Source organism: Methylobacterium sp. Leaf113, from assembly GCF_001423325.1.
Taxonomy (GTDB): Bacteria; Pseudomonadota; Alphaproteobacteria; order Rhizobiales; family Beijerinckiaceae; genus Methylobacterium.
In genome coordinates, this window is sequence record NZ_LMNJ01000051.1 from 184,960 (window position 1) to 205,537 (window position 20,578).

Below are 20,578 nucleotides of genomic sequence, written 5' to 3' on the forward strand. Positions count from 1 at the left end.
CGGACGCCCCGCCCATGCCCGACCTCCTCCTCGAACTCCGCTCCGAAGAGATTCCCGCCCGCATGCAGCGGCGCGCGGCCGACGATCTGCGGAAGCTCGTCACCGACGCTCTGATCGAGCGCGGCTTCCTCTACGAGGGCGCCAAGGCCTTCGCGACGCCGCGCCGGCTGGCGCTGCACGTGGCCGGCCTGCCGCCGCGCGGGCAGGACGTGCGCGAGGAGCGCAAGGGCCCCCGGGTCGGCGCGCCGGAGGGAGCGGTCCAGGGCTTCCTCAAGAGCGCGGGGCTGGCGAGCCTCGACCAGGCCACCATCGTGACCGACCCCAAGAAGGGCGAGTTCTACGTGGCGGTGATCGAGCGGCCGGGCCGCGAGACCCTCGACGTCCTGGCCGAGATCCTGCCGCAGATCATCCGCAGCTTCCCGTGGCCGAAATCCATGCGCTGGGGCAAGGCCTCGGCGCAGCCGGGCGCCCTGCGCTGGGTGCGGCCACTGCAATCCATCGTGGCCACTTTCGGGCCGGAGACCGAGACCCCGGACGTGGTGCCGTTCGCGGTCGACGGCATCGTCGCCGGCACCACCACCTACGGCCACCGCTTCCTCGCGCCCGAGGCGATCGAAGTCCGGCGCTTCAACGACTACGTCCAGGCCCTGGAGCGCGCCAAGGTCGTGCTCGACGTGGAGCGCCGCAAGGACATCATCCTGCACGATGCCCGCGACCTCGCCTTCGCGCGCGGCCTCGAACTCGTGGAGGACGAGGGCCTGTTGGAGGAGGTCGCCGGTCTGGTGGAATGGCCCGTGGTGCTGATGGGCTCGTTCGACGAGACCTTCCTGGACATCCCGGCCGAGGCGATCCGGGCCACCATCCGGGCCAACCAGAAGTGCTTCGTCCTGCGCCTGGCCGGCACCGACACCCTCGCGCCCGCCTTCATCCTGATATCGAACCTCGTCGCCAGCGATGGCGGCCTCGCCATCACGGCCGGCAACGAGCGCGTGGTGCGGGCGCGCCTGTCGGACGCCAAGTTCTTCTGGGAGACCGACAAGGCGATCCGGCTGGAAGACCGCCTGCCCAAGCTCGACAGCATCGTGTTCCACGAGAAGCTCGGCACGCAGGGCGAGCGGGTGCAGCGCATCGCCGCCCTGGCGCGTGAACTGGCGCCCCTGGTCGGGGCCGACCCGGATCTGGCCGAGCGCGCGGCGACGCTCGCCAAGGCCGACCTCGTCACCGAGATGGTCGGCGAGTTTCCCGAGCTGCAGGGCTTGATGGGGCGCAAATACGCGGCACTCCAGAGCGAAGCGCCGAGCGTCGCGGCGGCGGTCGAAGATCATTACAAGCCGGTTGGCCCTTCCGATCGGGTTCCGACCGATCCGGTCGCGGTCGCGGTGGCGCTCGCGGACAAACTCGACACCCTGGTGGGATTCTGGTCGATCGACGAGAAGCCGACCGGCAGTAAGGACCCGTATGCCCTCCGGCGCGCGGCGCTCGGCGTGATCCGGCTGCTGATCGAGAACACCGTCAAGCTGTCCCTGTCACGCGACGGATACCAGGCGGCAGCCGATGGCTTGCGAAACTACGGCGGTACGCCGCGGATTGAGGCGGACGCTGCCTTGAGCGAGAGCGACGCGGACGCTGCCAGTCTGCTCGCCTTCTTCGCCGACCGCCTCAAAGTCTACCTGCGCGACAAGGGCGCCCGCCACGACCTGATCGATGCGGTGTTCGCCTTGCCCGGGCAGGACGACCTCCTGATGGTGGTGCGCCGCGTCGAGGCGCTGGGCTCGTTCCTGGAGACCGATGACGGCAAGAATCTGCTCGCCGGCTACAAGCGCGCCGCCAACATTCTCCGCATCGAGGAGAAGAAGGACGGTCGCACCTACGACGCCGCCCCGGATGCGGCGCTGGCTGCCACGGGTGAGCCGGAGGAGCGCGCCCTGGCGGAGGCTCTGGCGGTAGCCCGCGAAAAGGCCTCGGCGGCGGTGGCGGCTGAGGATTTTGCCGGGGCCATGCAGGCGCTCTCGACCCTGCGCGCGCCGGTGGACGCGTTCTTCGAGCGCGTCACGGTGAATGCCGACGATGCGGACCTGCGCCGGAACCGCCTCGCCCTGCTCAATGCTCTGCGGGCGGCGACGCGCGAAGTGGCGGATTTCTCCCGCATTGAGGGCTGAGCGCCCCGCCGCTCAAGGATCGGCCCGGAAGCGCGTCCGGGCCGCGCGGATGGCGGGGTGGTTCCGCTCCGCCCACTCGACCAGCACACCGAGCGGATCGAGCAGCGAGCCGCCCAGCGGCGTGAGGCTGTATGCGACGCTCGGCGGGCTGGTCGGGAACACGCGACGGCTCACCAGCCCGTCCCGCTCCAGGTCGCGCAGGGTCTGCGTCAGCATCCGCTTCGAGATGTCGGGAATCACCCGATGGATCGCCCCGAACCGCTGCGTGCCACCGGCCAGCGCGGCGATGATCAGCGTCGTCCACTTGTCGCCGAGATGGCTCAGCACGTCGCGGACCGGGCAATGGTCCGGGTCGAAGCCGAGATCCTGCCAGGACGCGAACTTGCGGGCGAGGTCCGGCCCTTCGGCCATGGTGGTTCCTCCACGGTAACCTGGACACAAAAACCTGCCGTCTTACGGGCCTGGGCGGTCTCTTTTATAGACCTTGTGTCGGAAAGAAACCACCAGGAGCCCAGCCATGTCGCAGACCCCGTCCCCGCGCCTGTTCGTCACCGGAGCCACCGGTCAACTCGGACGTCTTGTCATCGCGGCGCTGCTGCGCGCAGTGCCAGCCGGTACGATCGTCGCCGGCGTCCGCAACCGCGACACGCCCGCCGCGCAGGACCTGGCGGCGCGTGGCGTCGAGGTCCGGGTCGCCGACTACTCGGCGCCGGATACCCTCGGCATCGCCTTCGCGGGCATCGATCGCCTGCTGTTGATCTCGTCGAGCGAAGTCGGGTCGCGCGTCGTTCAGCACCGCAACGTCATCGCGGCGGCCGTCGATGCGGGCGTGAAAGTGATCGCCTATACCAGCCTGCTGCGGGCCGACACCTCGCCCCTCGCGCTTGCCGAGGAACATCGGGCCACCGAGGCGGCCCTGGCGGAGTCGGGTGTGCCGACCGTCCTCCTGCGCAATGGCTGGTACACCGAGAACTACGCCGCCGCCCTCCCGGCTGCCCTGGCACGGGGCGTCATGTTCGGAAGCGCCGGCGCGGGACGGATCGCCAGCGCGGCGCGAGTCGACTACGCCGAGGCTGCGGCTGCCGTGCTGACCGCCGGATCGTCCGAGAGCCGGACCTACGAACTGGCGGGCGACGCGGCCTACACCCTGGCGGACTTCGCCGCCGAAGCCGCCCGCATTTCCGGCCGACCGCTGCGCTATCAGGATCTGACGGCGGCGGATTACCGCTCGGCCCTCCTGACCGCGGGGCTCCCCGAGGGGCTGGCGAGTCTGCTCGCGGATTCCGATGCCGGCGCCGCCAAAGACGCCCTGTTCGACGCGGGCCATGCGTTGCGTGCCCTGATCGGACGGCCAACGACTCCCCTTGCTACGACGCTCGCTGCTGCCCTTGGTTGAGTCGATTGTCAGAATGCGCGCCGACGCAACCAGGGCAACGTCAACGCTCGGCGCGTATTCGTAACCATTGATCAAGATGTCTCCGCGTTAAGCGGAACGGTTTGAAGGCGATCTCCGTTGTGGCGGCAGTTTCAACTTGGGAGTTATCCATGCGCCACCCCGTTCTCGCCGCCCTGACCCTGGCAACGCTGTTCGGTGCCTCCGCCGCCCAGGCCGAAACCACGGTGATCCGCCGTGATGCGCCCGACACCGTGGTCGTCGATCGCCCCGCCTCCGAGAGCCGCACGGTCGAGCGCCGCGAGTCGAGCGACGGCTGCTCCACCAAGACGGTGACCAAGGAGAACGACCTCGGCGACCGCAAGACGGTCACGAAGGAAAGCTGCGACTGATATCGTCGCTTTAGTCCGGCTCGATCCATGACCCGTTCCGGCCTTGGCCGGGGCGGGTCATGTCCGTTCAGAGGTCCTTGGTGTAGCGCCAGGCTTCCATGCCATCCTCGTAATAATCCGGAATGACCGCGAACCGCACGTAGCCGCGGCGCTCATAGAGGCGGATGCCGGCGCCGTTGTCGGCCCGGACCTCGAGGCGCAGCCGGGTGCAGCCATGAGCCCTGGCATCGTCCTCGGCGCCGTCGAGTATCCGGCTGCCGAGGCCCAGACCCGACCGCAGCGGCGAGACCGCGATCGACGAGAGCCGCGCGTTGCGGCTGCCGCGCCGCCGCTCCAGGGTGGCCGCGCCCACCAGAATGTCCTGCTCCGCCCCGTCATCCATGATCGCCACCAGCACGGTCATGCTCGGCGACCGGATGGCGTGCCGGATGGAGCGGCGCTCGGCCCGGTCACCGGCGAAGGCCGCATGTTCGAGGGCGACCAGCGCGTCGAGGTCGGCCGGCGTGGCGACCCGCAGCGTGACGATGGGGGGCGGCTCCGCCTTCGGCGAAGGCGCGCTCACGTGGCGGTCCAGGGACAGGTCCAGGTTTCCGTCAGCGCGCGGCCGCCCGCCTTGAGGAAGGCCCGCAGATCGGTCGATTGCCCGGTCGATTCGAGAGCCACATCCACGGCGGCGCGAAAGCCGTCGATATGCGGATTCGGCACCAGGGAGGTGGCGGTGATCCGGCCCGCCGAGGTCCCGGCCACGATTTCGACCTTGGCCGGATCGGGACGGTAATAGCCGAGTTCGCCGCCGGCGAAATCGATGAGGAAGCGGCGTACGAGACCGCCCTTGATCTCGGCGGCCTTCGCGGTTCCGCTCGCCACCGGCGCTACGCTGAAGGTGTTCACCACCTGCCCGCCGGGATGCAGGGTCTCGCCGCCGACCGTCCGCACCCGGTAGGCGAGCCGCACCGGCGTCCCGGCCGGATAGGCTTGAGCCGGCCGCCAGCAGGCGACGATGTTGTCGTTCACCTCCGTATCCGTGGGCAGTTCCATCAGCATCACGGCGCCCTCGCCCCAGGCGCCCTCGGGCTCGACGAAGTAGCCGGGGCGTCGGCTATAGGAGGCCTCCAGGTCCTGATAGGCCTTGAAGTGGCGGTCACGCTGTAGCAGCCCGAAGCCTTTGGGGTCGCGGTCGGCGAAGGTCGAGATGCGGCGCGCGGCCGGGTTCTCCAGCGGGCGCCACAGCCACTCGCCGCTGCCCGCCGCGATCTGCAACCCGTCGGAATCATGGAGTTCCGGCCGGTAATCGTCGGTGTGGCTGTGGTCGTTCTCGCCGATGAAATACATCGAGGTCAGCGGCGCGAGACCGACCGTGGCGAGATCGACCCGCGGGTTCAGCGTCGCCGTCACGCCGACGCTGGTCTCGTCGCCCGGCCGCACGGTGAAGCGGAATGCGCCCGTCAGCGAGGGACCGTCGAGGAGCGCGTCGATGACCAGCGCATCGGCATTGGTCTCGGGCTGGGCGACCCAGAATTCGCGGAACACCGGGAACTCCTCGGGTCCGCCGACGCCCTCGACATTGACCGCGATGCCGCGCGCCGACAGTCCGTAGAGCTGGTCGCGCCCGAGGAAGCGGAAGTAGCTCGCCCCCAGGAAGCTGATCAGTTCGTCGAGCAGGTTCGGCTTGTTCAGGGGGGAATGGATGCGGATTCCCGCGAAACCGAGATCGAGCGGCAGCGCCCGGTCGAGCTTGGTCCGGCCCAGGTCGTAGAGGCTGGCCTGATAGGGGATCGGCGTCGCCACCCCGCCGCGCACGAGGTTTACCGTCACGGGGCGGTTGTAGAGGAAGCCGAGGTGGAAGAGCTGGAGCCGGAACGGGCTCCCCTCCCCCAGAAACGCCTTGTCGGGCTTGAAGCGGATATCGCGCCAGGCATCGTAGTCGAGCTTGGCGATCGGCGCCGGCAGCGCCGGAATCCGGGCGTCGTAGGGAAGTTTGGCGAGGTCGCTGGCGCGGCGCTCCACATCGGCGAAGCCGAACGGGGTTTCGGGCCGCCGGTCCGGCGGCTGCGCCTGCCCCTCCGCGGTACCCGCGACGAAGGCCGCGGTCGCCGCCAGACCCTGGACGACGGAGCGCCGGTTGAGTTCTGTCATTGGCCTGCGACCCGGTGCGTCCACGCGTGAAAACCGTGCGCTTGATGGCCCGTCCGCGGCCCCTTGGGAAGAGCCCATCGGCGCGGTCAAGAAAACCGGCGCGGCGTTTATGCAACAGCCCTGGCTGCTCACAGCAGAAGGTTGGTGAAAAACACGGCTTTCCCTTGTGGCCGGAACGCCCTGACCGTATATGCGCCTTGCCCAATTTCGCACGTGCCTGTGGCCGCGTGTCGGTTGGTGGGCATCCGGCCAACTGCCGGACAGCCGCCAGGGGTCTTAAAGGATCGATGGTCGACAGGGTGGATTCCCTCCGGCCGGCATCCAGGTGGCAACACCGGACCCCGACAACAACCGGCAGCCGGAGGCGAAACCGGCGAACCCCGCTCTCCACGGGGGACGCAGCTTAAAGCAACGACGAACGGGCTTTTTTGGTCTCGTCGGCCCTCCAAAGGCCGGCACCGAAGAGGCTTGTTTCTCTTTGCCCGGCGTGCGGTGGGGGTCCTCCCTTCCAATCCAAGGCAGCTTCCGGGTGCTCTCGCGCCCGCTGCGCTTCGCGTGTCTCCAAAGCACGCGATGCGTCGCGACGCAGCGCCCCCAGACGCCGGACGACTCGCGTCGTCCTGACATTCGACAGCGCGCCCCGTGAGGGCGGCCGCGAACCTGTGGGTTGGAACGACCATGACCGATCGTATCCGCGATTTCCTCCGCGCCCGCCGCGACATGGGCCAGGACGAAGGCCCCGTGATGGTGCTCGACCTCGAGGTCGTGCGCGACAACTACACCGCGTTCGCGCGCGCCCTGCCGGACACCCGCGTGTTCTATGCCGTCAAGGCGAACCCGGCTCCCGAGGTGCTGCGCCTGCTCGCCGAGATGGGCTCCTGCTTCGATACGGCCTCGGTGGTCGAGGTCGAGATGGCGCTCGCCGCCGGCGCCACCGCCGACCGGGTCTCGTTCGGCAACACCATCAAGAAGGAGCGCTGCATCGCCCGTGCGCTCAAGCTCGGCGTGCGCCTCTTCGCCGTCGATTGCCAGGCCGAGGTCGAGAAGATCGCCCGCGCCGCCGACGCGTCAGGGATCGACGGCGCCGACGTGCAGGTGTTCTGCCGCATCCTGTGCGACGGGGCCGGGGCCGAGTGGCCGCTCTCGCGCAAATTCGGCTGCGTGCCGGAGATGGCGGTCGACGTGCTGGAGCATGCCCACCGCCAGGGCCTCACCGCCTACGGCGTCTCCTTCCATGTCGGTTCGCAGCAGGGCAACACCGGGGCCTGGGACGGGGCACTGGCCTCCGCCGCCATGATCTTCGAGGAATGCGCCCAGCGCGGCATCAGCCTGTCGATGGTCAACCTCGGCGGCGGCTTCCCGACCAAGTACCTCAAGGCAGTGCCGGGCGTGGAATCCTACGGCGACGCGATCTTCCGCGCGCTGACCAAGCACTTCGGCAACCACATGCCCGAGACCATCATCGAGCCGGGCCGTGGCATGGTCGGCAATGCCGGCATGATCGAGGCCGAGGTCGTGCTGGTCTCGAAGAAGTCGGAGGCCGAGGACGAGGTGCGCTGGGTCTATCTCGACATCGGCAAGTTCGGCGGTCTGGCCGAGACCATGGACGAGTCGATCCGCTACGCGATCCGCACCGAGCACGACGAGGACCGCATGACCCCCTGCGTCCTCGCCGGCCCGACCTGCGATTCGGCCGATGTGCTCTACGAGAAGGTGCCGTATCCGCTGCCGGTCTCGCTCTCGATTGGCGACAAAGTGCTGATCGAGGGCGCGGGTGCCTACACCACCACCTACGCGGCGGTGGCGTTCAACGGCTTCCCGCCCCTTCAGCAATACGTCATCTGAACCGCTCTACGGTCGTGACGCACAGGCCGGGCACCCTCGCTGGAGGGTGCCCGGCGGTGGCTCCCCACATGCTCGCCCCGTGCGCATCCTCCGCGATAGCGCCCGGATCGTTTCGTCGCCTGCCCAACGTTCGGGAAGGGTGCGGCCTTGGTCCAGATCCGTGATGAGAAACCCGCCGACCTCGTCGCCCGGGAACGCCTGCTCGACGCCTGCTTCGGCGAGGCGCGACGCCTGAAGACCTCCGAGCGCCTGCGCGAGGGGCGTCTTCCGGCCGAGGGGCTGGCCCTGGTGGCCGAGCGGGACGACCGGGTGATCGGCACCGTCCGCCTCTGGCACGTGGAAGCCGGCCTCGGCCGGTCCGCCCTGCTGCTCGGCCCGCTCGCTGTCGATCCATCCCTTCAGGGGATCGGTCTCGGCACGATGCTGATGCACGCGTCCCTGCGCCGGGCGACGATCCTCGGTCACGGCGCCGTGCTGCTGATGGGTGACGCGCCGTACTATGCGCGCTTCGGCTTCTCGCCGGCGCTGGCGGAGGGGCTGTTCATGCCTGGTCCGTTCGAGCGCGATCGCCTGCTCGGGCTCGAATTGCGGCCGGAGACTCTATCGGGCGCGCGCGGCATCGTGCGAGCCACCGGAGCCTGGGATGATTCGGCACCCGATCGCACGAACACAGCGGACGTGGTGGCCTTGCCGATCGCCGAACCGAACATCGGCGAGCGGCCATTCGCCGAGGCCGGTGCGGCCTCGCGACGACGAGTGGCCTGACGGTCGGCCCGACGCCGCACCTCAGATCGCGGAGTGATGCTCGGCCTTGGCGGCGAGTTCGCAGCGACGCTGAAAGGCGGCGTCGTGGCGACGGCCCATCATGCGCAGGATGGAGGCGGCCAGCGTAATGATGCCGGGATCGCGATCGATCGGCTCGTCGACGGGGGCGGAAAGGCGTGCGGTGATCAGGGAAAGCATAGCGGCGGTCCGTGGCGTCGAGGGACGGACGCTTCCTCGCTGTCGACCCCTCTGAAGACGGGGATCGGCGTTGTTCTGTTGCAGTGCAATATCGGAGCGTCCGAGGCGGTCTGCAATCCGTTGCGGTGGGACGGCGACCCGCGTCCGACACATGGGACGATTTAGGGTTCCGTAACCCTTGCGTCGAGCCCGGCCCGTCGCGCGGGTGGACGCCGATCCGGTCGGGGAGTTGACCCTGCGGGCCGCAAACGTCACTGAGCCCGTCGCTTGTTCGTCATTTGCGGCGCCTAAGCACGGCGCTCGCCGAGCGATGACGACGAATTGAGTATGAGAAGGATCGAGTGCTGATGACCGAAGCCGCAACCTCCTGGCCCGTCCACGGCCGCATCACCGGCCCCATCGTGATGATCGGCTTCGGCTCCATCGGGCGCGGCACCCTTCCGCTGATCGAGCGCCACTTCGAGTACGACAAGGCCCGCTTCACCGTCGTCGAGCCGTCCGACGCGCACAAGCCGCTGGCCGACAAGCATGGCCTGCGCTTCGAGCAGGTGGCGCTCACCAAGGAGAACTACCGCGAAATCCTGACGCCCCTCCTCACCGAGGGCGGCGGCCAGGGCTTCTGCGTCAACCTCTCGGTCGACACCTCGTCGCGCGCCATCATGGAACTGTGCCGCGAACTCGGCGCCTTCTACATCGACACCGTGGCCGAGCCCTGGCCGGGCTTCTACTTCGACAAGAACAAGAGCCAGGGCGACCGCACCAACTACGCCCTGCGCCAGGACATCCTCGACGCCCGCGCGGCGAGCCCGGGCGGCATCACCGCCGTCTCGTGCTGCGGCGCCAATCCCGGCATGGTCTCGTGGTTCGTCAAGCAGGCGCTCCTCAACGTCGCCGGCGATCTCGGGCTGAAGACCCCCGAGCCGAAGGACCGCGCCGGCTGGGCCGCGCTCATGCGCGAGGTCGGCGTCAAGGGCGTGCACATCGCCGAGCGCGACACCCAGCGCGCCAAGTCGGCCAAGCCCATGGGCGTGTTCGTCAACACCTGGTCGGTGGAAGGCTTCGTCTCCGAAGGCAACCAGCCGGCCGAACTCGGCTGGGGCACCCACGAGACCTGGAAGCCCGACAACGCCCGCGAGCAGGAGAAAGGGTCGCGCTGCGCGATCTACCTGCTTCAGCCCGGCGCCGACACCCGCGTGCGCTCCTGGACCCCGACCGCCCAGTCGCAGTTCGGGTTCCTGGTGACGCACAACGAGGCCGTCTCGATCTCCGACTACTACACCGTGCTGGAGGGTGAGCGCGCCGCCTACCGCCCGACCTGCCACTACGCCTACCACCCGGCCAACGACGCCGTCCTGTCGCTGCACGAGATGTTCGGCAATGGCGGCAAGGTTCAGGAGAAGCACCACATCCTCGACGAGACCGAGATCGTGGACGGCATCGACGAGCTCGGCGTTCTCCTCTACGGCCACGCCAAGAACGCCTACTGGTACGGTTCGCAGCTCTCCATCGAAGAGACCCGCCGCATCGCCCCCTACCAGAATGCCACCGGCCTGCAGGTGACCTCGGCCGTGCTCGCCGGCATGGTCTGGGCCCTTGAGAACCCGGAGGCCGGCATCGTCGAGGCCGACGAGATGGATTTCCGCCGCTGCCTCGAGGTGCAGACCCCGTATCTCGGCCCCGTCGTCGGCGTCTATACCGACTGGACCCCGCTGACCGGTCGCCCGGGCCTGTTCCCCGAGGACATCGACACCAGCGATCCGTGGCAGTTCCGGAACGTGCTCGTTCACGGCTGATCGGCCTGCGACTCGCCTGATCGGTTCCCGGCGCACCGTTGGTGCCGGGGACTGAACCCGACACGACGCACCCCGACCCCGTTGTGCGCTGGACTGACAGGCGTCTACGATGGCATCGCGCTCTGACGCGCAGATCCGTCTTCGTCTCCAGCCAGGACTGCATTGCCCGGTGCCTCACTTCGAAGATTTCTATGCCGCGAAGCTGCGTGGCTCGCTCGGCGTCACCGACGCCGAATCGGTGCTCGACCTGCGCGGGGTGAACCGACCGACGGCGGAAGCGTCGCTTGCCGACATGCTGGAGCGCAGCCGGTTCGGGAAGGGCAAGACGGTGGCGCTCCGTCTCGATCCTCCGCCGGAGGGCGGCGGCGAAACCCTGTTCCAACCGATCGGACGGCTTCTGCTCGACGCCAAGCGCAAGGGTTTGGTCGATCGCCTGCAGACCCTGCCGGCTGGCGACGGCCTCGGCTTCTACGTGGCACTATCTGGCAAGGCTGCGCGTTCCTCCGACTGAACCAGTCGTGGAATACCAGGAAGCGCCGTGTTTTCACTTGGACTCAACACAATCGAGCGTCTGGCTCGGTTCGGATACGGCGCGCGCGGCGTCGTTTACTGTCTGGTCGGCGGCCTTGCCCTGTTGGCGGCGATCGGCCGGGGGGGACGCGCGGGCGACAGCGAGAGCGCCATCCGCTGGGTCCTGGCCGGGCCGTTCGGTGCCGTGCTGGTCGGCCTGATCGCCGTAGGGCTCCTGGGATTCGCGATCTGGCGCCTGGTCGAGGGCGTCACCGACGCCGACCGCCGCGGCACGTCGCTCAAGGGCAGCATCGTGCGCCTCGCCCATCTCCTCAGTGCGGTGATCTACACCGGTCTCGCGATCACCGCCGCGAGTCTCGCCCTCGGTCTGAGCCGAGGCGGCGGCGACAAGGCGCAGGACTGGACCGCTTGGCTCCTCGCCAAGCCGTTCGGACTGTGGCTCGTCGGCCTGATCGGCCTCGGCGTGATGGGCGGCGGGGTCGCCTTCCTGGTGAAGGCCTTCAAGGGCGACGTGACCGACCGCCTGAAGCTCGACGCCGACCATTGCCGCTGGGCCAAGCCGATCGGGCAGTTCGGCTATGCCGCGCGCGGCATCGCGTTCCTGATCATCGGCGGGTTCTTCATCGCGGCGGCCTGGTATCAGGCCTCGTCCGAAGTGAAGGGGCTTGCCGGTGCCTTCGCGGCCCTGCGCGCCCAGCCCTACGGCTGGGTCCTGCTCGCCATCGTGGCGGCCGGACATTTCGCCTTCGGAGCTTTCGGCCTGATCCAGGCGCGGTTCCGCCACATCGATGCGCCCGATATCGACCAAACGGACGACGCCGTCGCGGCCGCCCTCAAGGCGGTCCGCTGAGTCGCGCCCACGGAACCAACGCGCGCATCGGTCGATTGAGGCGCAGTTCGTGCGTCCAGGTATTGAGGCCGATGGTGCCGCCCCGATGCGCGCAAGAGGGGGAAGCCCAGTTGTCCATTCGTTCGACCATTCTCGCCGGCAGCCTCATGGCGCTCGGCCTCGGCCTGACCGCCGCGCCCGCCTCCGCGCAGGGGATCTCCATCGGCCCCGGCGGCGTCCAGGTCGATCCCGGCTACCGTCGCGGCTACGATGATCGCGGTCCGCCGCGCAGTGAGCTGTCCCGAGGCGAGGCGGCGCGGATCGCCCGGCGCGAAGGCCTCGTCGATGTCGACGGCGTTGACCGGCGCGGTCCCCGGATGATCGTCCGCGGCTCCGACCGTCGCGGCGACGACCTGACCGTGGTCATCGACAGTCGCTCCGGCGACGTGCTCGACGTCCGCCGCTGATCGACAGCTTATCTCGCGACAGAGCCCGGCGCGGTGCCGGGCTTTTTTATGTCTGGTTTCCGTTCGGTCCGTGGCCGGCCAGGCTCTCCCGGGCGAGCCGCACCAGCCCGTCCCGGGCGGCGATGGCCGGAGTCCAGCCGAGGTCCATCAGCCCATCGGGCCGCGCCACCAGATCGCCGGCCAGCCGGGCGTAGAGGGCCTCCCGACCGGTGAGGCGGCAGGCGAGGCCGAGCAGGCTCCTCGGCACCGGCACCAGACCCGGCCCACGCCCGAGACCGGCCCGCAACGCCGTGATCATGTCCGGCAGGGTCAGGGCATCGGGTTCGGCGACGATCAGGGGCCGGCGCAGCGGGCCGGGCGCTTCGAGAACCGCCGCTACCGCGGCGCCCAGGCTCTCGACCGAGACCAGCGAGCGCCGACCGTCGAGGCGCGCGAACGGCAGAGGCGCCGCCGAGCGGGCCAGTTGCATCAGGCGGGCGACATTGCCTTTCGCGCCGGCTCCGTAGACCAGGACGGGTCGCAGGGCGACCCAGTCGAGATCGGTCCCCGCCAGGGCTGCCTCGGCATCGCGCTTCGAGCGTCCGTACGGGTCGGTCGGCGCCGGCAGGTCTGTGTCCGTCACGATGCCGGACGCCGCGAAGCCGACCTGGGCCCGGATCGACGAGAGGAAGACGAAGCGGTTCACGCGGGCGCGGGCGGCGGCTTCGGCGAGGCGCAGCGTGGCTTCGGTGTTCGAGGCGCGGAAGTCGTCCTCCGGCGTTCCCGACATCGCATGGGCAAGCCCGGCCGAATGCACGATCGCGTCGACGCCGGCGAGCGCTGCCGCCATGTTCATCGGCCGCGTCAGGTCCCCGACCACGGCGCTGCTGGCGCCCTCCGGCATCGCGACCGGCCGGCGCAGCAGGACCCGCACGCGATAGCCCCGCTGCGACAGACTGTGGAGCAGGTGGCGCCCGATGAATCCGGTGGCGCCCGTCAATGCGATCAGCCGTGCGACCACGATCGGGTTCTCCCTAGGGCAGTCTCGCGGTGACCTCGATCTCGACCTTCATCTCGGGGCGCAGCAGGCCCGCCACGATGGCGATGGTGGCGGCCGGCCGGACATCGGCCAACACCCGCCCACAGATTCCGAGCACCGCCTCGGCATCCGCGCGATCGGTGACGTAATAGGTCGCCCGCACGATCCCTACCAGCGACGACCCCGCGTCCACCAGCGTGGCGTCAATCGTGCGCCAGCAGGCCTCGGCCTGATCCTCCGCCGATTCCGGCATCGTCATCGTGGCGTAATCGTAGCCGGTGGTTCCGGCCACGAACACGAAGCCATCCTGCACCACGGCACGGGAATAGCCGTAGGCGGTCTCGTAGGGCGACCCCGAGCTGATCAGGCGGCGCGCACTCATCCGCGCCGCAGCGCCTCCAGCACCTTGGCACCGGGACGGCCGGTCGCCGGCATGCCGAGGCTACGTTCGACCTCCTTGATCGCGTCGCGGGTCTTCGACCCGACCTTGCCGTCCGGCTCGCCGACGTCGAAGCCGCGCTTGGTCAGGCGGGCCTGGAGATCGCGGCGTTCGGCCCGGGACAGGGGCGGATCGTCGGTCGGCCACTCCGCCTGGATGCCCGCGCGGCCGCGCAGGCGATCGGACAGCACCGCGATGGCCAGACCATAGGATTCGGCGGCGTTGTAGGAGTAGAGCGCGTCGAAGTTCTTCGTCACCAGGAAGGCCGGCCCGTCGCTGCCCGCCGGCAGCAGGATACCCGCCGGCCCGTCGCCCGAGAGCGGGCGGCCGTCGACGCGGGTGACGCCGAGGGAGGCCCAGTGCGCCACCGGCTTCTTGTTCTTGCGCCCGGCGGCGCCGGCGTTGAAGCCGCGCGGGACCTTGACCTCGTAGCCCCAGGGCTGGCCGTTGTTCCACTTGGCGACGCGCAGGAAGTTGGCCGTGGAGGCGACGGCGTCCGGCACCGAATCGACCAGATCGCGGCGCCCGTCACCATCGCCGTCGACGGCGAGGCGCTGGTAGGTGGTGGGCATGAACTGGGTCTGGCCGAAGGCGCCGGCCCAGGAGCCGTTGAGGCGCGAGGGGTCGATGTCACCGCGCTCGATGATCTTCAGGGTGGCCATCAGCTCGCCCTTGAAGAAGTCCTTCCGGCGATGATTGGCGCAGATCAGGGTGGCGAAGGACTGGACCAGCGGCATCTTGCCGAGGTTCTTGCCGAAATTCGACTCGACGCCCCAGACCGCCGCGATGGTGTGGCGGTCGACGCCGTAGCGCGCCTCCGCGTTGGCGAGCGCCTGCGCGTGCTGACGCATCGCCGCCTTGCCGTCGTCGACGCGCTCCTCGTCGACCAGGGCGGCCATGTAGTCCCAGATCGGAGTCTTGAACTCGGGCTGGGCCTGGGAGAGTTCCAGCACCTTCTCGTCATGCGCGATGCCGGCGGTGGCCGCCCGGAAGGTCTGGGCCGAGATGCCCTGCGCCGCGGCCTGCGCCTGGAGGTTGGCGAGGCAGCCCTGAAAATCGGCCCGCGCCGGAGCGGAGATCGACAGGAGGGCCGCAGCCATCCCGAGGGAGAGGGTCGCCGTCTTGCCCGGTCGGCCGAATGCCATCGTGTTCTCCGCCACTACGTACCCATCGATCGTGAGCGGCGATTCAGGCGATACCAGGGTTAACGAACGGTTGAGGGCGAGACCGATTCGTTGGGGTGATGGCCTGGTGCTCTTGGAGTGGTTGGGTATCGCTTGGCCAACTCACCCTGTTGAATCTGCGCGCAGCGTACAGCAGCCCCCCCAACACAGCCTCAGGTAGAATGCAGATATGATGGCGGAAACCACGCGGAGCACTGCGTCATCCCGGGGCCGCGCAGCGGAGCCCGGGATCCAGAAACTCAGGTGGTACCAGGCCTTACACTGTCGGCGGCTATGGATTCCGGGCTCGCCTGCGGCGCCCCGGAATGACGGAGCGCCACGGACTTTCGATCGCCCGGTCTTGCCGGGAGGCGTCTTGCCGCAGCTCCTCAGGCGAACCCGCGCGCCGCCAGTTTCTCCTCGTAGGCGTCGATCTTGGGCGCTCGCTTCAGCGTGAGGCCGATCTCGTCGAGGCCGTTGAGCAGGCTTTCCTTGCGACCGGAATCGATGTCGAAATGCAGGGTGCCGCCGTCCGGACCCTTGATGGTCTGGGCTTCGAGATCGACCGAGAGCGTGGCGTTGGAGCCGCGCTCGGCATCCTCGAACAGCTTCTCCAGGTCTTCCGGCGAGACCGTGATCGCCAGGATGCCGTTCTTGGCGCAGTTGTTGAAAAAGATGTCGGCGAAACTCGTCGAGATCACGCAGCGGATGCCGAAATCGGTCAGGGCCCAGGGCGCGTGCTCGCGCGACGAGCCGCAACCGAAATTGTCACCGACGACGAGGATCCGGGCGTTGCGATAGGCCGGCTTGTTGAGGACGAAATCCGGGTTCTCGGAGCCGTCGTCCCGGTAGCGCATCTCGGAGAACAGGCCCTTGCCGAGGCCGGTGCGCTTGATCGTCTTGAGATACTGCTTGGGGATGATCCGGTCGGTGTCGACGTTGATGATCCGCATGGGCGCCGCGACGCCCTCCAGGGTGGTGAACTTGTCCATGATGCCGGTCGCCGTGGTCTCGCGATGGGCGGCGGCCTCATCCCCGGACAAGGCAGGTGCCGCATGTGGGCCGACCTCTATCAGGCGGGCGCCGAGGCCGAAAGACGGGGCTTCGCGTCTCGCGATCGTCGCCCATCGGGCCTATGCTGTGCGCAACACCAGGGGAACAGCCATGAGCGAGACCACGAACCAGTTCAAGAAGGCGCCGAAACGCAAGAAGGAGAAGGCCCGCACGGTGTCGGTCTCCCCCGAGATGCGCCAAGCCTACGCCGACCTGATCAAGCAGAAGGAAGAGCGCGAGGAATACGCCAAGCACCTGCCCTCCGAAAAGGGCAGGTGATTGTCTGGTGTCGGGTACCGGACCTTAGCGCTTTCCGGCCTCGACCACGTCCTCGACCGTGCGCAGACCGGCGCGGGGGGCGTTGACGAGGCAGGCCATGTTGCCCGGGGCGTGCTGGTTCTTCCACATCTTGGTGTGAGCCTGGGGAATCTTGTCCCAGGGGAAGACCTCGCTCATGCACGGGTCGATGCGCTGGTCGAGGACGAACTGGTTCGCCGCCGAGGCCTGCTTGAGATGGGCGAAGTGCGAGCCCTGGATACGCTTCTGGCGCATCCAGACGTAGCGGGCGTCGAAGGTGATGTTGAAGCCGGTGGTGCCGGCGCAGAAGACGATCATGCCGCCGCGCTTGGCCACCAGGGTGGAGACCGGGAAGGTCGATTCACCCGGATGCTCGAACACGATGTCGACGTCGTTGCCCTTGCCGGTGATCTCCCAGATCGCCTTGCCGAACTTGCGGGCCTCCTTGAGCCAGGTGTTGTATTCAGGGCTGTTCACCTTCGGCAACTGGCCCCAGCAATCGAACTCCTTGCGGTTGATCACGCCCTTGGCCCCGAGGCTCATGACGTAGTCGCGCTTGGTGTCGTCGGAGATCACCGCGATGGCGTTGGCGCCGGAGGCCGCGCAGAGCTGGACCGCGAACACGCCGAGGCCGCCGGACGCGCCCCAGACCAGGACGTTCTGGCCCGGGCGCACGGTGTGGGGGGCGTGGCCGAACAGCATGCGGTAGGCGGTGGCGAGGGTCAGCGTGTAGCAGGCCGCCTCCTCCCAGGTCAGATGCTTCGGACGGGCCATGAGCTGGCGCGACTGCACCCGGCAATACTGCGCGAACGAGCCGTCCCCGGTCTCGTAGCCCCAGATGCGCTGCGAGGGCGAGAACATCGGATCGCCGCCGTTGCACTCCTCGTCGTCGCCGTCATCCTGGTTGCAGTGGATGATGACCTCGTCGCCGACCTTCCAGCGCTTCACCTTCGCGCCGACCTTCCAGACGATGCCCGACGCGTCCGAACCGGCGATGTGGTACTCGCCCTTGTGCACGTCGAAGGGCGAGATCGGCTCGCCGAGGCCGGCCCAGACGCCGTTGTAGTTGATGCCGGCGGCCATGACGTAGACGAGCACTTCGTCGTCGCCGATCTCCCAGACCGGGAGGACTTCGAGCAGATGCGACTGCTCCGGCGGTCCATGGCGCTCGCGCCGGATCGCCCAGGCATACATCTTCGCCGGCACGTGACCGAGGGGCGGGACCTCGCCCATCTCGTACAGGTCCTTGATTTCAGTCGTGCTCGACGCAACGCTCGCGGCCATCTTGGCTCTCCCCGTGACTTCTTGTGCTGTCCGCTATATCGGCGAACCCGAAGCCGTCCAAGAGCCCCAACGGCCAAGAATCTTTTCGTTGGCGCGCAAGAAACCTTGCGATCCACAAGCAGAAGGCGCCGGCCGGACCGACGCCTTCCTGTATTCAATATTATGCTTTTGCCACGGACCTTTAAGGCTCGCTGCCCACAGGTTTCTTCGGCGATCTCCTGACGGGCGGCGATGCCCAGGCCCTCGGCGACGCCGCGACCGAAGTCGGGGTGCACCTTGTACCAATGTCCAATCAGCCGCTCCCGGATGCCGCGCGAGCTGTCGCCCATCGCGCTGACGATGGTTTGGATGAGGCGCTGACGGCCGCCGGCGTCGGGCCTGGAATCGCGGCCGCCATCGCCCTGCGCGATCGCGTTCGACAGGTCCGCGGCGATCACCGTCGGTCTGCCGTCCCAACCGCAATCAGCTCCGCGCCCGGATCGGGCAGCCGACCACTGCGCCGTGAATGGCAGGCCGAGAACGGGCGATCGTTGCAGGCGCGCAACCGTGAGCATCCGGGCCGTTCGTCCTGATGACGCCGCCCACGCGCTTCGCTAGGGTGCGCGGCAAGTGATCGAGAACAATCAAATTCAATTTTAGATCACATCAAATTCAGTCTCAGGGAGTCTTCGGGGATGAGCGGACAGGCAGGCGTTGCGGAGATCAAGCGCGACAAGCCATGGATCATCCGCACCTATGCGGGCCATTCCAACGCGAAGGAATCGAACGCGCTCTACAAGGGCAACCTCGCCAAGGGGCAGACCGGTCTTTCGGTTGCTTTCGATCTGCCGACCCAGACCGGTTATGATCCCGACCACGAGCTGGCGCGCGGCGAGGTCGGCAAGGTCGGCGTCTCGATCGCTCATCTCGGCGACATGCGGACCCTGTTCGACCAGATTCCGCTGCAGCAGATGAACACCTCGATGACGATCAACGCCACGGCACCGTGGCTGCTGTCGCTCTACCTCGCGGTGGCCGAGGAGCAAGGCGCGCCGTTCGCCGGGCTCCAGGGCACCACGCAGAACGACATCATCAAGGAATACCTGTCGCGCGGCACCTACGTGTTTCCGCCCGCACCCTCCCTTCGCCTGACCAAGGACGTGATCCTGTTCACGACCAAGGAAGTGCCGAAGTGGAACCCGATGAACGTCTGCTCCTACCATCTGCAGGAGGCCGGGGCGACGCCGGTGCAGGAACTGTCCTACGCGCTCGCCATCGCCATCGCGGTGCTGGACACGGTGCGCGACGACCCGGATTTCGACGAAGCCAGCTTCGCCGACGTGTTCAGCCGCATCTCGTTCTTCGTCAATGCCGGCATGCGGTTCGTCACCGAGATCTGCAAGATGCGGGCGTTCTCGGAACTCTGGGATGAGATCGCCCAGGAGCGCTACGGCATCACCGATCCGAAGAAGCGGATCTTCCGCTACGGCGTCCAGGTCAATTCCCTCGGCCTCACCGAGCAGCAGCCGGAAAACAACGTCCACCGCATCCTGATCGAAATGCTGGCCGTCACCCTGTCGAAGCGGGCGCGCGCCCGCGCCGTGCAGCTTCCGGCCTGGAACGAGGCGCTGGGCCTGCCGCGCCCCTGGGACCAGCAATGGTCGATGCGGATGCAGCAGATTCTGGCCTTCGAGACCGACCTGCTCGAATACGACGACATCTTCGACGGTTCGAAGGTCATCGATGCCAAGGTCGAGGCCCTGAAGGCCGAGACCCGCAAGGCGTTGGAGGAGATCGGCGGCATCGGCGGCGCCGTGGCGGCCGTCGAGACCGGCGCCCTCAAGCGGGCGCTGGTGGAGTCCAACGCCAAGCGCATCTCCGCCATCGAGGCCGGCGATCAGGTCGTGGTCGGCGTCAACAAGTTCCAGGCCGGCGAGCCCTCGCCCCTCACCGCCGGCGAGGGGGCGATCTTCACCGTCTCCGAGACGGTCGAGATGGAGGCCGAACAGCGCATCCGCGAGTGGCGCGCCAAACGCGACGGCCGGGCCGTCGACAAGGCCCTGGACGACCTCGAAGCGGCCGCCCGTTCCGGCGCCAACATCATGCCGGTGTCGATCGCGGCGGCGAAAGCCGGCGTCACCACCGGTGAATGGGGCGAGCGCCTGCGCCAGGTCTTCGGCGAGTATCGCGCCCCGACCGGCGTCACCCTCGAGACCATCTCGTCGGGCGCCGCCGCCGATGCCAAACTGCTCATCGCGGATCTCGGCGAGCGCCTGGGCGAGACCCCCAGGCTCGTGGTCGGCAAGCCGGGCCTCGACGGCCACTCGAACGGCGCCGAGCAGATCGCGCTGCGCGCCCGCGACGTCGGTTTCGACGTGACCTATGATGGCATCCGCCAGACCCCGGCCGAGATCGTCGCCAAGGCGAAGTCCACGGGCGCTCATGTGGTCGGGCTGTCGATCCTCTCGGGCAGCCACGTGCCGCTGGTGCGCGACGTCCGGGCCAAGATGCGCGAGGCCGGGCTCGATCACATCCCGCTGGTGGTCGGCGGCATCATCTCGCCGGACGACGAACTGGTGCTCAAGAACATGGGCGTGACGGCGGTCTACACCCCGAAGGACTACGTCCTCGACACCATCATGGTGGGCATCGCCAAGGTGGTGGAACGCGCCCTCGACAAGCGCGCCGCCGAGCAGGCCGACGCCAAGGCCGGCGTCGCGGGGGCGACCCCGCGCGGCGACACCGCCGAGAAGGTGTTCTGAGCCAAGCCCGCCCGGAGGGTTTTTGGCCCCTCCGGGCAGCCGATCGGCCCTGACGGTCTGGCCCGTTGGTCGATG

Annotated in this window: 20 protein-coding genes and 1 pseudogene; 11 read left to right on the forward strand and 10 right to left on the reverse strand. The window is 68.4% G+C overall.

The genetic code is table 11. The features are described from left to right. Positions 1-62: 62 nt before the first annotated feature. The gene (gene glyS / locus ASF60_RS20420) at positions 63-2,159 is read left to right on the forward strand and encodes a glycine--tRNA ligase subunit beta (RefSeq protein WP_443136786.1); all 2,097 of its coding nucleotides are present in this window, start codon (positions 63-65) and stop codon (positions 2,157-2,159) included. A 12-nt stretch (positions 2,160-2,171) separates the two neighbouring features. On the opposite strand, the gene ASF60_RS20425 is transcribed toward glyS, so the two are convergent. Further along, entirely contained in the window at positions 2,172-2,570 is a 399-nt protein-coding gene (locus tag ASF60_RS20425) for a winged helix-turn-helix transcriptional regulator (RefSeq protein ID WP_056189461.1), read from the reverse strand. 106 nt (positions 2,571-2,676) lie between these two features. Here ASF60_RS20425 and ASF60_RS20430 point away from each other — a divergent pair, with 106 nt between their 5' ends. Then, positions 2,677-3,555, forward strand: a complete 879-nt coding sequence (locus tag ASF60_RS20430; protein WP_056189464.1) for an SDR family oxidoreductase — start codon at positions 2,677-2,679, stop codon at positions 3,553-3,555. Between the two features lie 149 nt (positions 3,556-3,704). Continuing rightward, a complete protein-coding gene (locus ASF60_RS20435) occupies positions 3,705-3,944 on the forward strand; it encodes a hypothetical protein (protein WP_056189468.1) in 240 nt (79 codons plus the stop codon). Positions 3,945-4,011: 67 nt separating this feature from the next. On the opposite strand, the gene ASF60_RS20440 is transcribed toward ASF60_RS20435, so the two are convergent. Continuing rightward, positions 4,012-4,506 (reverse strand): GNAT family N-acetyltransferase, encoded by a 495-nt coding sequence (locus tag ASF60_RS20440; RefSeq protein ID WP_156375912.1) that lies wholly within the window; start codon positions 4,504-4,506, stop codon positions 4,012-4,014. After that, positions 4,503-6,080 carry a glucan biosynthesis protein gene (locus ASF60_RS20445; RefSeq protein WP_056189470.1) on the reverse strand — a complete coding sequence of 526 codons (1,578 nt, stop codon included), beginning with the start codon at positions 6,078-6,080 and terminating at the stop codon, positions 4,503-4,505. The genes ASF60_RS20440 and ASF60_RS20445 overlap by 4 nt, the downstream gene beginning before the upstream one ends. Positions 6,081-6,758: 678 nt before the next feature. Between ASF60_RS20445 and ASF60_RS20450 the strand changes: the two genes are divergently transcribed. Next, entirely contained in the window at positions 6,759-7,925 is a 1,167-nt protein-coding gene (locus tag ASF60_RS20450) for a type III PLP-dependent enzyme (RefSeq protein ID WP_056189473.1), read from the forward strand. A 147-nt stretch (positions 7,926-8,072) separates the two neighbouring features. Then, entirely contained in the window at positions 8,073-8,690 is a 618-nt protein-coding gene (locus ASF60_RS20455; RefSeq protein ID WP_082508103.1) for a GNAT family N-acetyltransferase, read from the forward strand. A 21-nt stretch (positions 8,691-8,711) separates the two neighbouring features. Here ASF60_RS20455 and ASF60_RS25235 read toward each other — a convergent pair whose 3' ends face one another. Beyond that, entirely contained in the window at positions 8,712-8,888 is a 177-nt protein-coding gene (locus ASF60_RS25235) for a hypothetical protein (protein ID WP_200941009.1), read from the reverse strand. A gap of 347 nt (positions 8,889-9,235) precedes the next feature. Here ASF60_RS25235 and ASF60_RS20460 point away from each other — a divergent pair, with 347 nt between their 5' ends. From ASF60_RS20460 to ASF60_RS20475, 4 genes are all read left to right on the forward strand, one after another. Next, complete coding sequence (locus tag ASF60_RS20460; protein WP_056189476.1) at positions 9,236-10,681, forward strand: homospermidine synthase; 1,446 nt, start codon at positions 9,236-9,238, stop codon at positions 10,679-10,681. 169 nt (positions 10,682-10,850) lie between these two features. Beyond that, entirely contained in the window at positions 10,851-11,192 is a 342-nt protein-coding gene (locus ASF60_RS20465) for a hypothetical protein (protein ID WP_056189478.1), read from the forward strand. A gap of 27 nt (positions 11,193-11,219) precedes the next feature. After that, positions 11,220-12,062 carry a DUF1206 domain-containing protein gene (locus tag ASF60_RS20470; RefSeq protein ID WP_056189480.1) on the forward strand — a complete coding sequence of 281 codons (843 nt, stop codon included), beginning with the start codon at positions 11,220-11,222 and terminating at the stop codon, positions 12,060-12,062. 110 nt (positions 12,063-12,172) lie between these two features. Further along, positions 12,173-12,508 carry a PepSY domain-containing protein gene (locus ASF60_RS20475; protein WP_244476759.1) on the forward strand — a complete coding sequence of 112 codons (336 nt, stop codon included), beginning with the start codon at positions 12,173-12,175 and terminating at the stop codon, positions 12,506-12,508. A gap of 46 nt (positions 12,509-12,554) precedes the next feature. Here ASF60_RS20475 and ASF60_RS20480 read toward each other — a convergent pair whose 3' ends face one another. The 4 genes from ASF60_RS20480 to leuD all read right to left on the reverse strand — a co-directional run bounded on the left by ASF60_RS20480 (position 12,555) and on the right by leuD (position 16,120). After that, complete coding sequence (locus ASF60_RS20480) at positions 12,555-13,508, reverse strand: NAD-dependent epimerase/dehydratase family protein (protein ID WP_056189484.1); 954 nt, start codon at positions 13,506-13,508, stop codon at positions 12,555-12,557. Between the two features lie 13 nt (positions 13,509-13,521). Continuing rightward, a complete protein-coding gene (locus tag ASF60_RS20485; protein WP_056189487.1) occupies positions 13,522-13,908 on the reverse strand; it encodes a RidA family protein in 387 nt (128 codons plus the stop codon). Next, positions 13,905-15,065 carry a lytic murein transglycosylase gene (locus ASF60_RS20490; protein WP_244478529.1) on the reverse strand — a complete coding sequence of 387 codons (1,161 nt, stop codon included), beginning with the start codon at positions 15,063-15,065 and terminating at the stop codon, positions 13,905-13,907. Before ASF60_RS20490 ends, ASF60_RS20485 begins: the two co-directional genes overlap by 4 nt. A gap of 452 nt (positions 15,066-15,517) precedes the next feature. Then, the gene (gene leuD, locus ASF60_RS20495) at positions 15,518-16,120 is read right to left on the reverse strand and encodes a 3-isopropylmalate dehydratase small subunit (protein WP_056189704.1); all 603 of its coding nucleotides are present in this window, start codon (positions 16,118-16,120) and stop codon (positions 15,518-15,520) included. 172 nt (positions 16,121-16,292) lie between these two features. Here leuD and ASF60_RS25240 point away from each other — a divergent pair, with 172 nt between their 5' ends. Continuing rightward, positions 16,293-16,460: a hypothetical protein gene (locus ASF60_RS25240; protein ID WP_200935790.1), complete on the forward strand. Its 168-nt coding sequence runs from the start codon at positions 16,293-16,295 to the stop codon at positions 16,458-16,460. Between the two features lie 24 nt (positions 16,461-16,484). Here ASF60_RS25240 and ccrA read toward each other — a convergent pair whose 3' ends face one another. Both ccrA and ASF60_RS26060 read right to left on the reverse strand, forming a co-directional pair. Next, positions 16,485-17,762, reverse strand: a complete 1,278-nt coding sequence (ccrA, locus tag ASF60_RS20500) for a crotonyl-CoA carboxylase/reductase (protein WP_056189493.1) — start codon at positions 17,760-17,762, stop codon at positions 16,485-16,487. Between the two features lie 248 nt (positions 17,763-18,010). After that, a pseudogene (locus ASF60_RS26060) lies at positions 18,011-18,316 on the reverse strand (catalase-related domain-containing protein); the annotation flags it as partial. 120 nt (positions 18,317-18,436) lie between these two features. On the opposite strand from ASF60_RS26060, the gene ASF60_RS20505 reads away from it, so the two are divergent. Beyond that, the gene (locus ASF60_RS20505) at positions 18,437-20,503 is read left to right on the forward strand and encodes a protein meaA (protein WP_056189496.1); all 2,067 of its coding nucleotides are present in this window, start codon (positions 18,437-18,439) and stop codon (positions 20,501-20,503) included. Positions 20,504-20,578 lie beyond the last annotated feature (75 nt).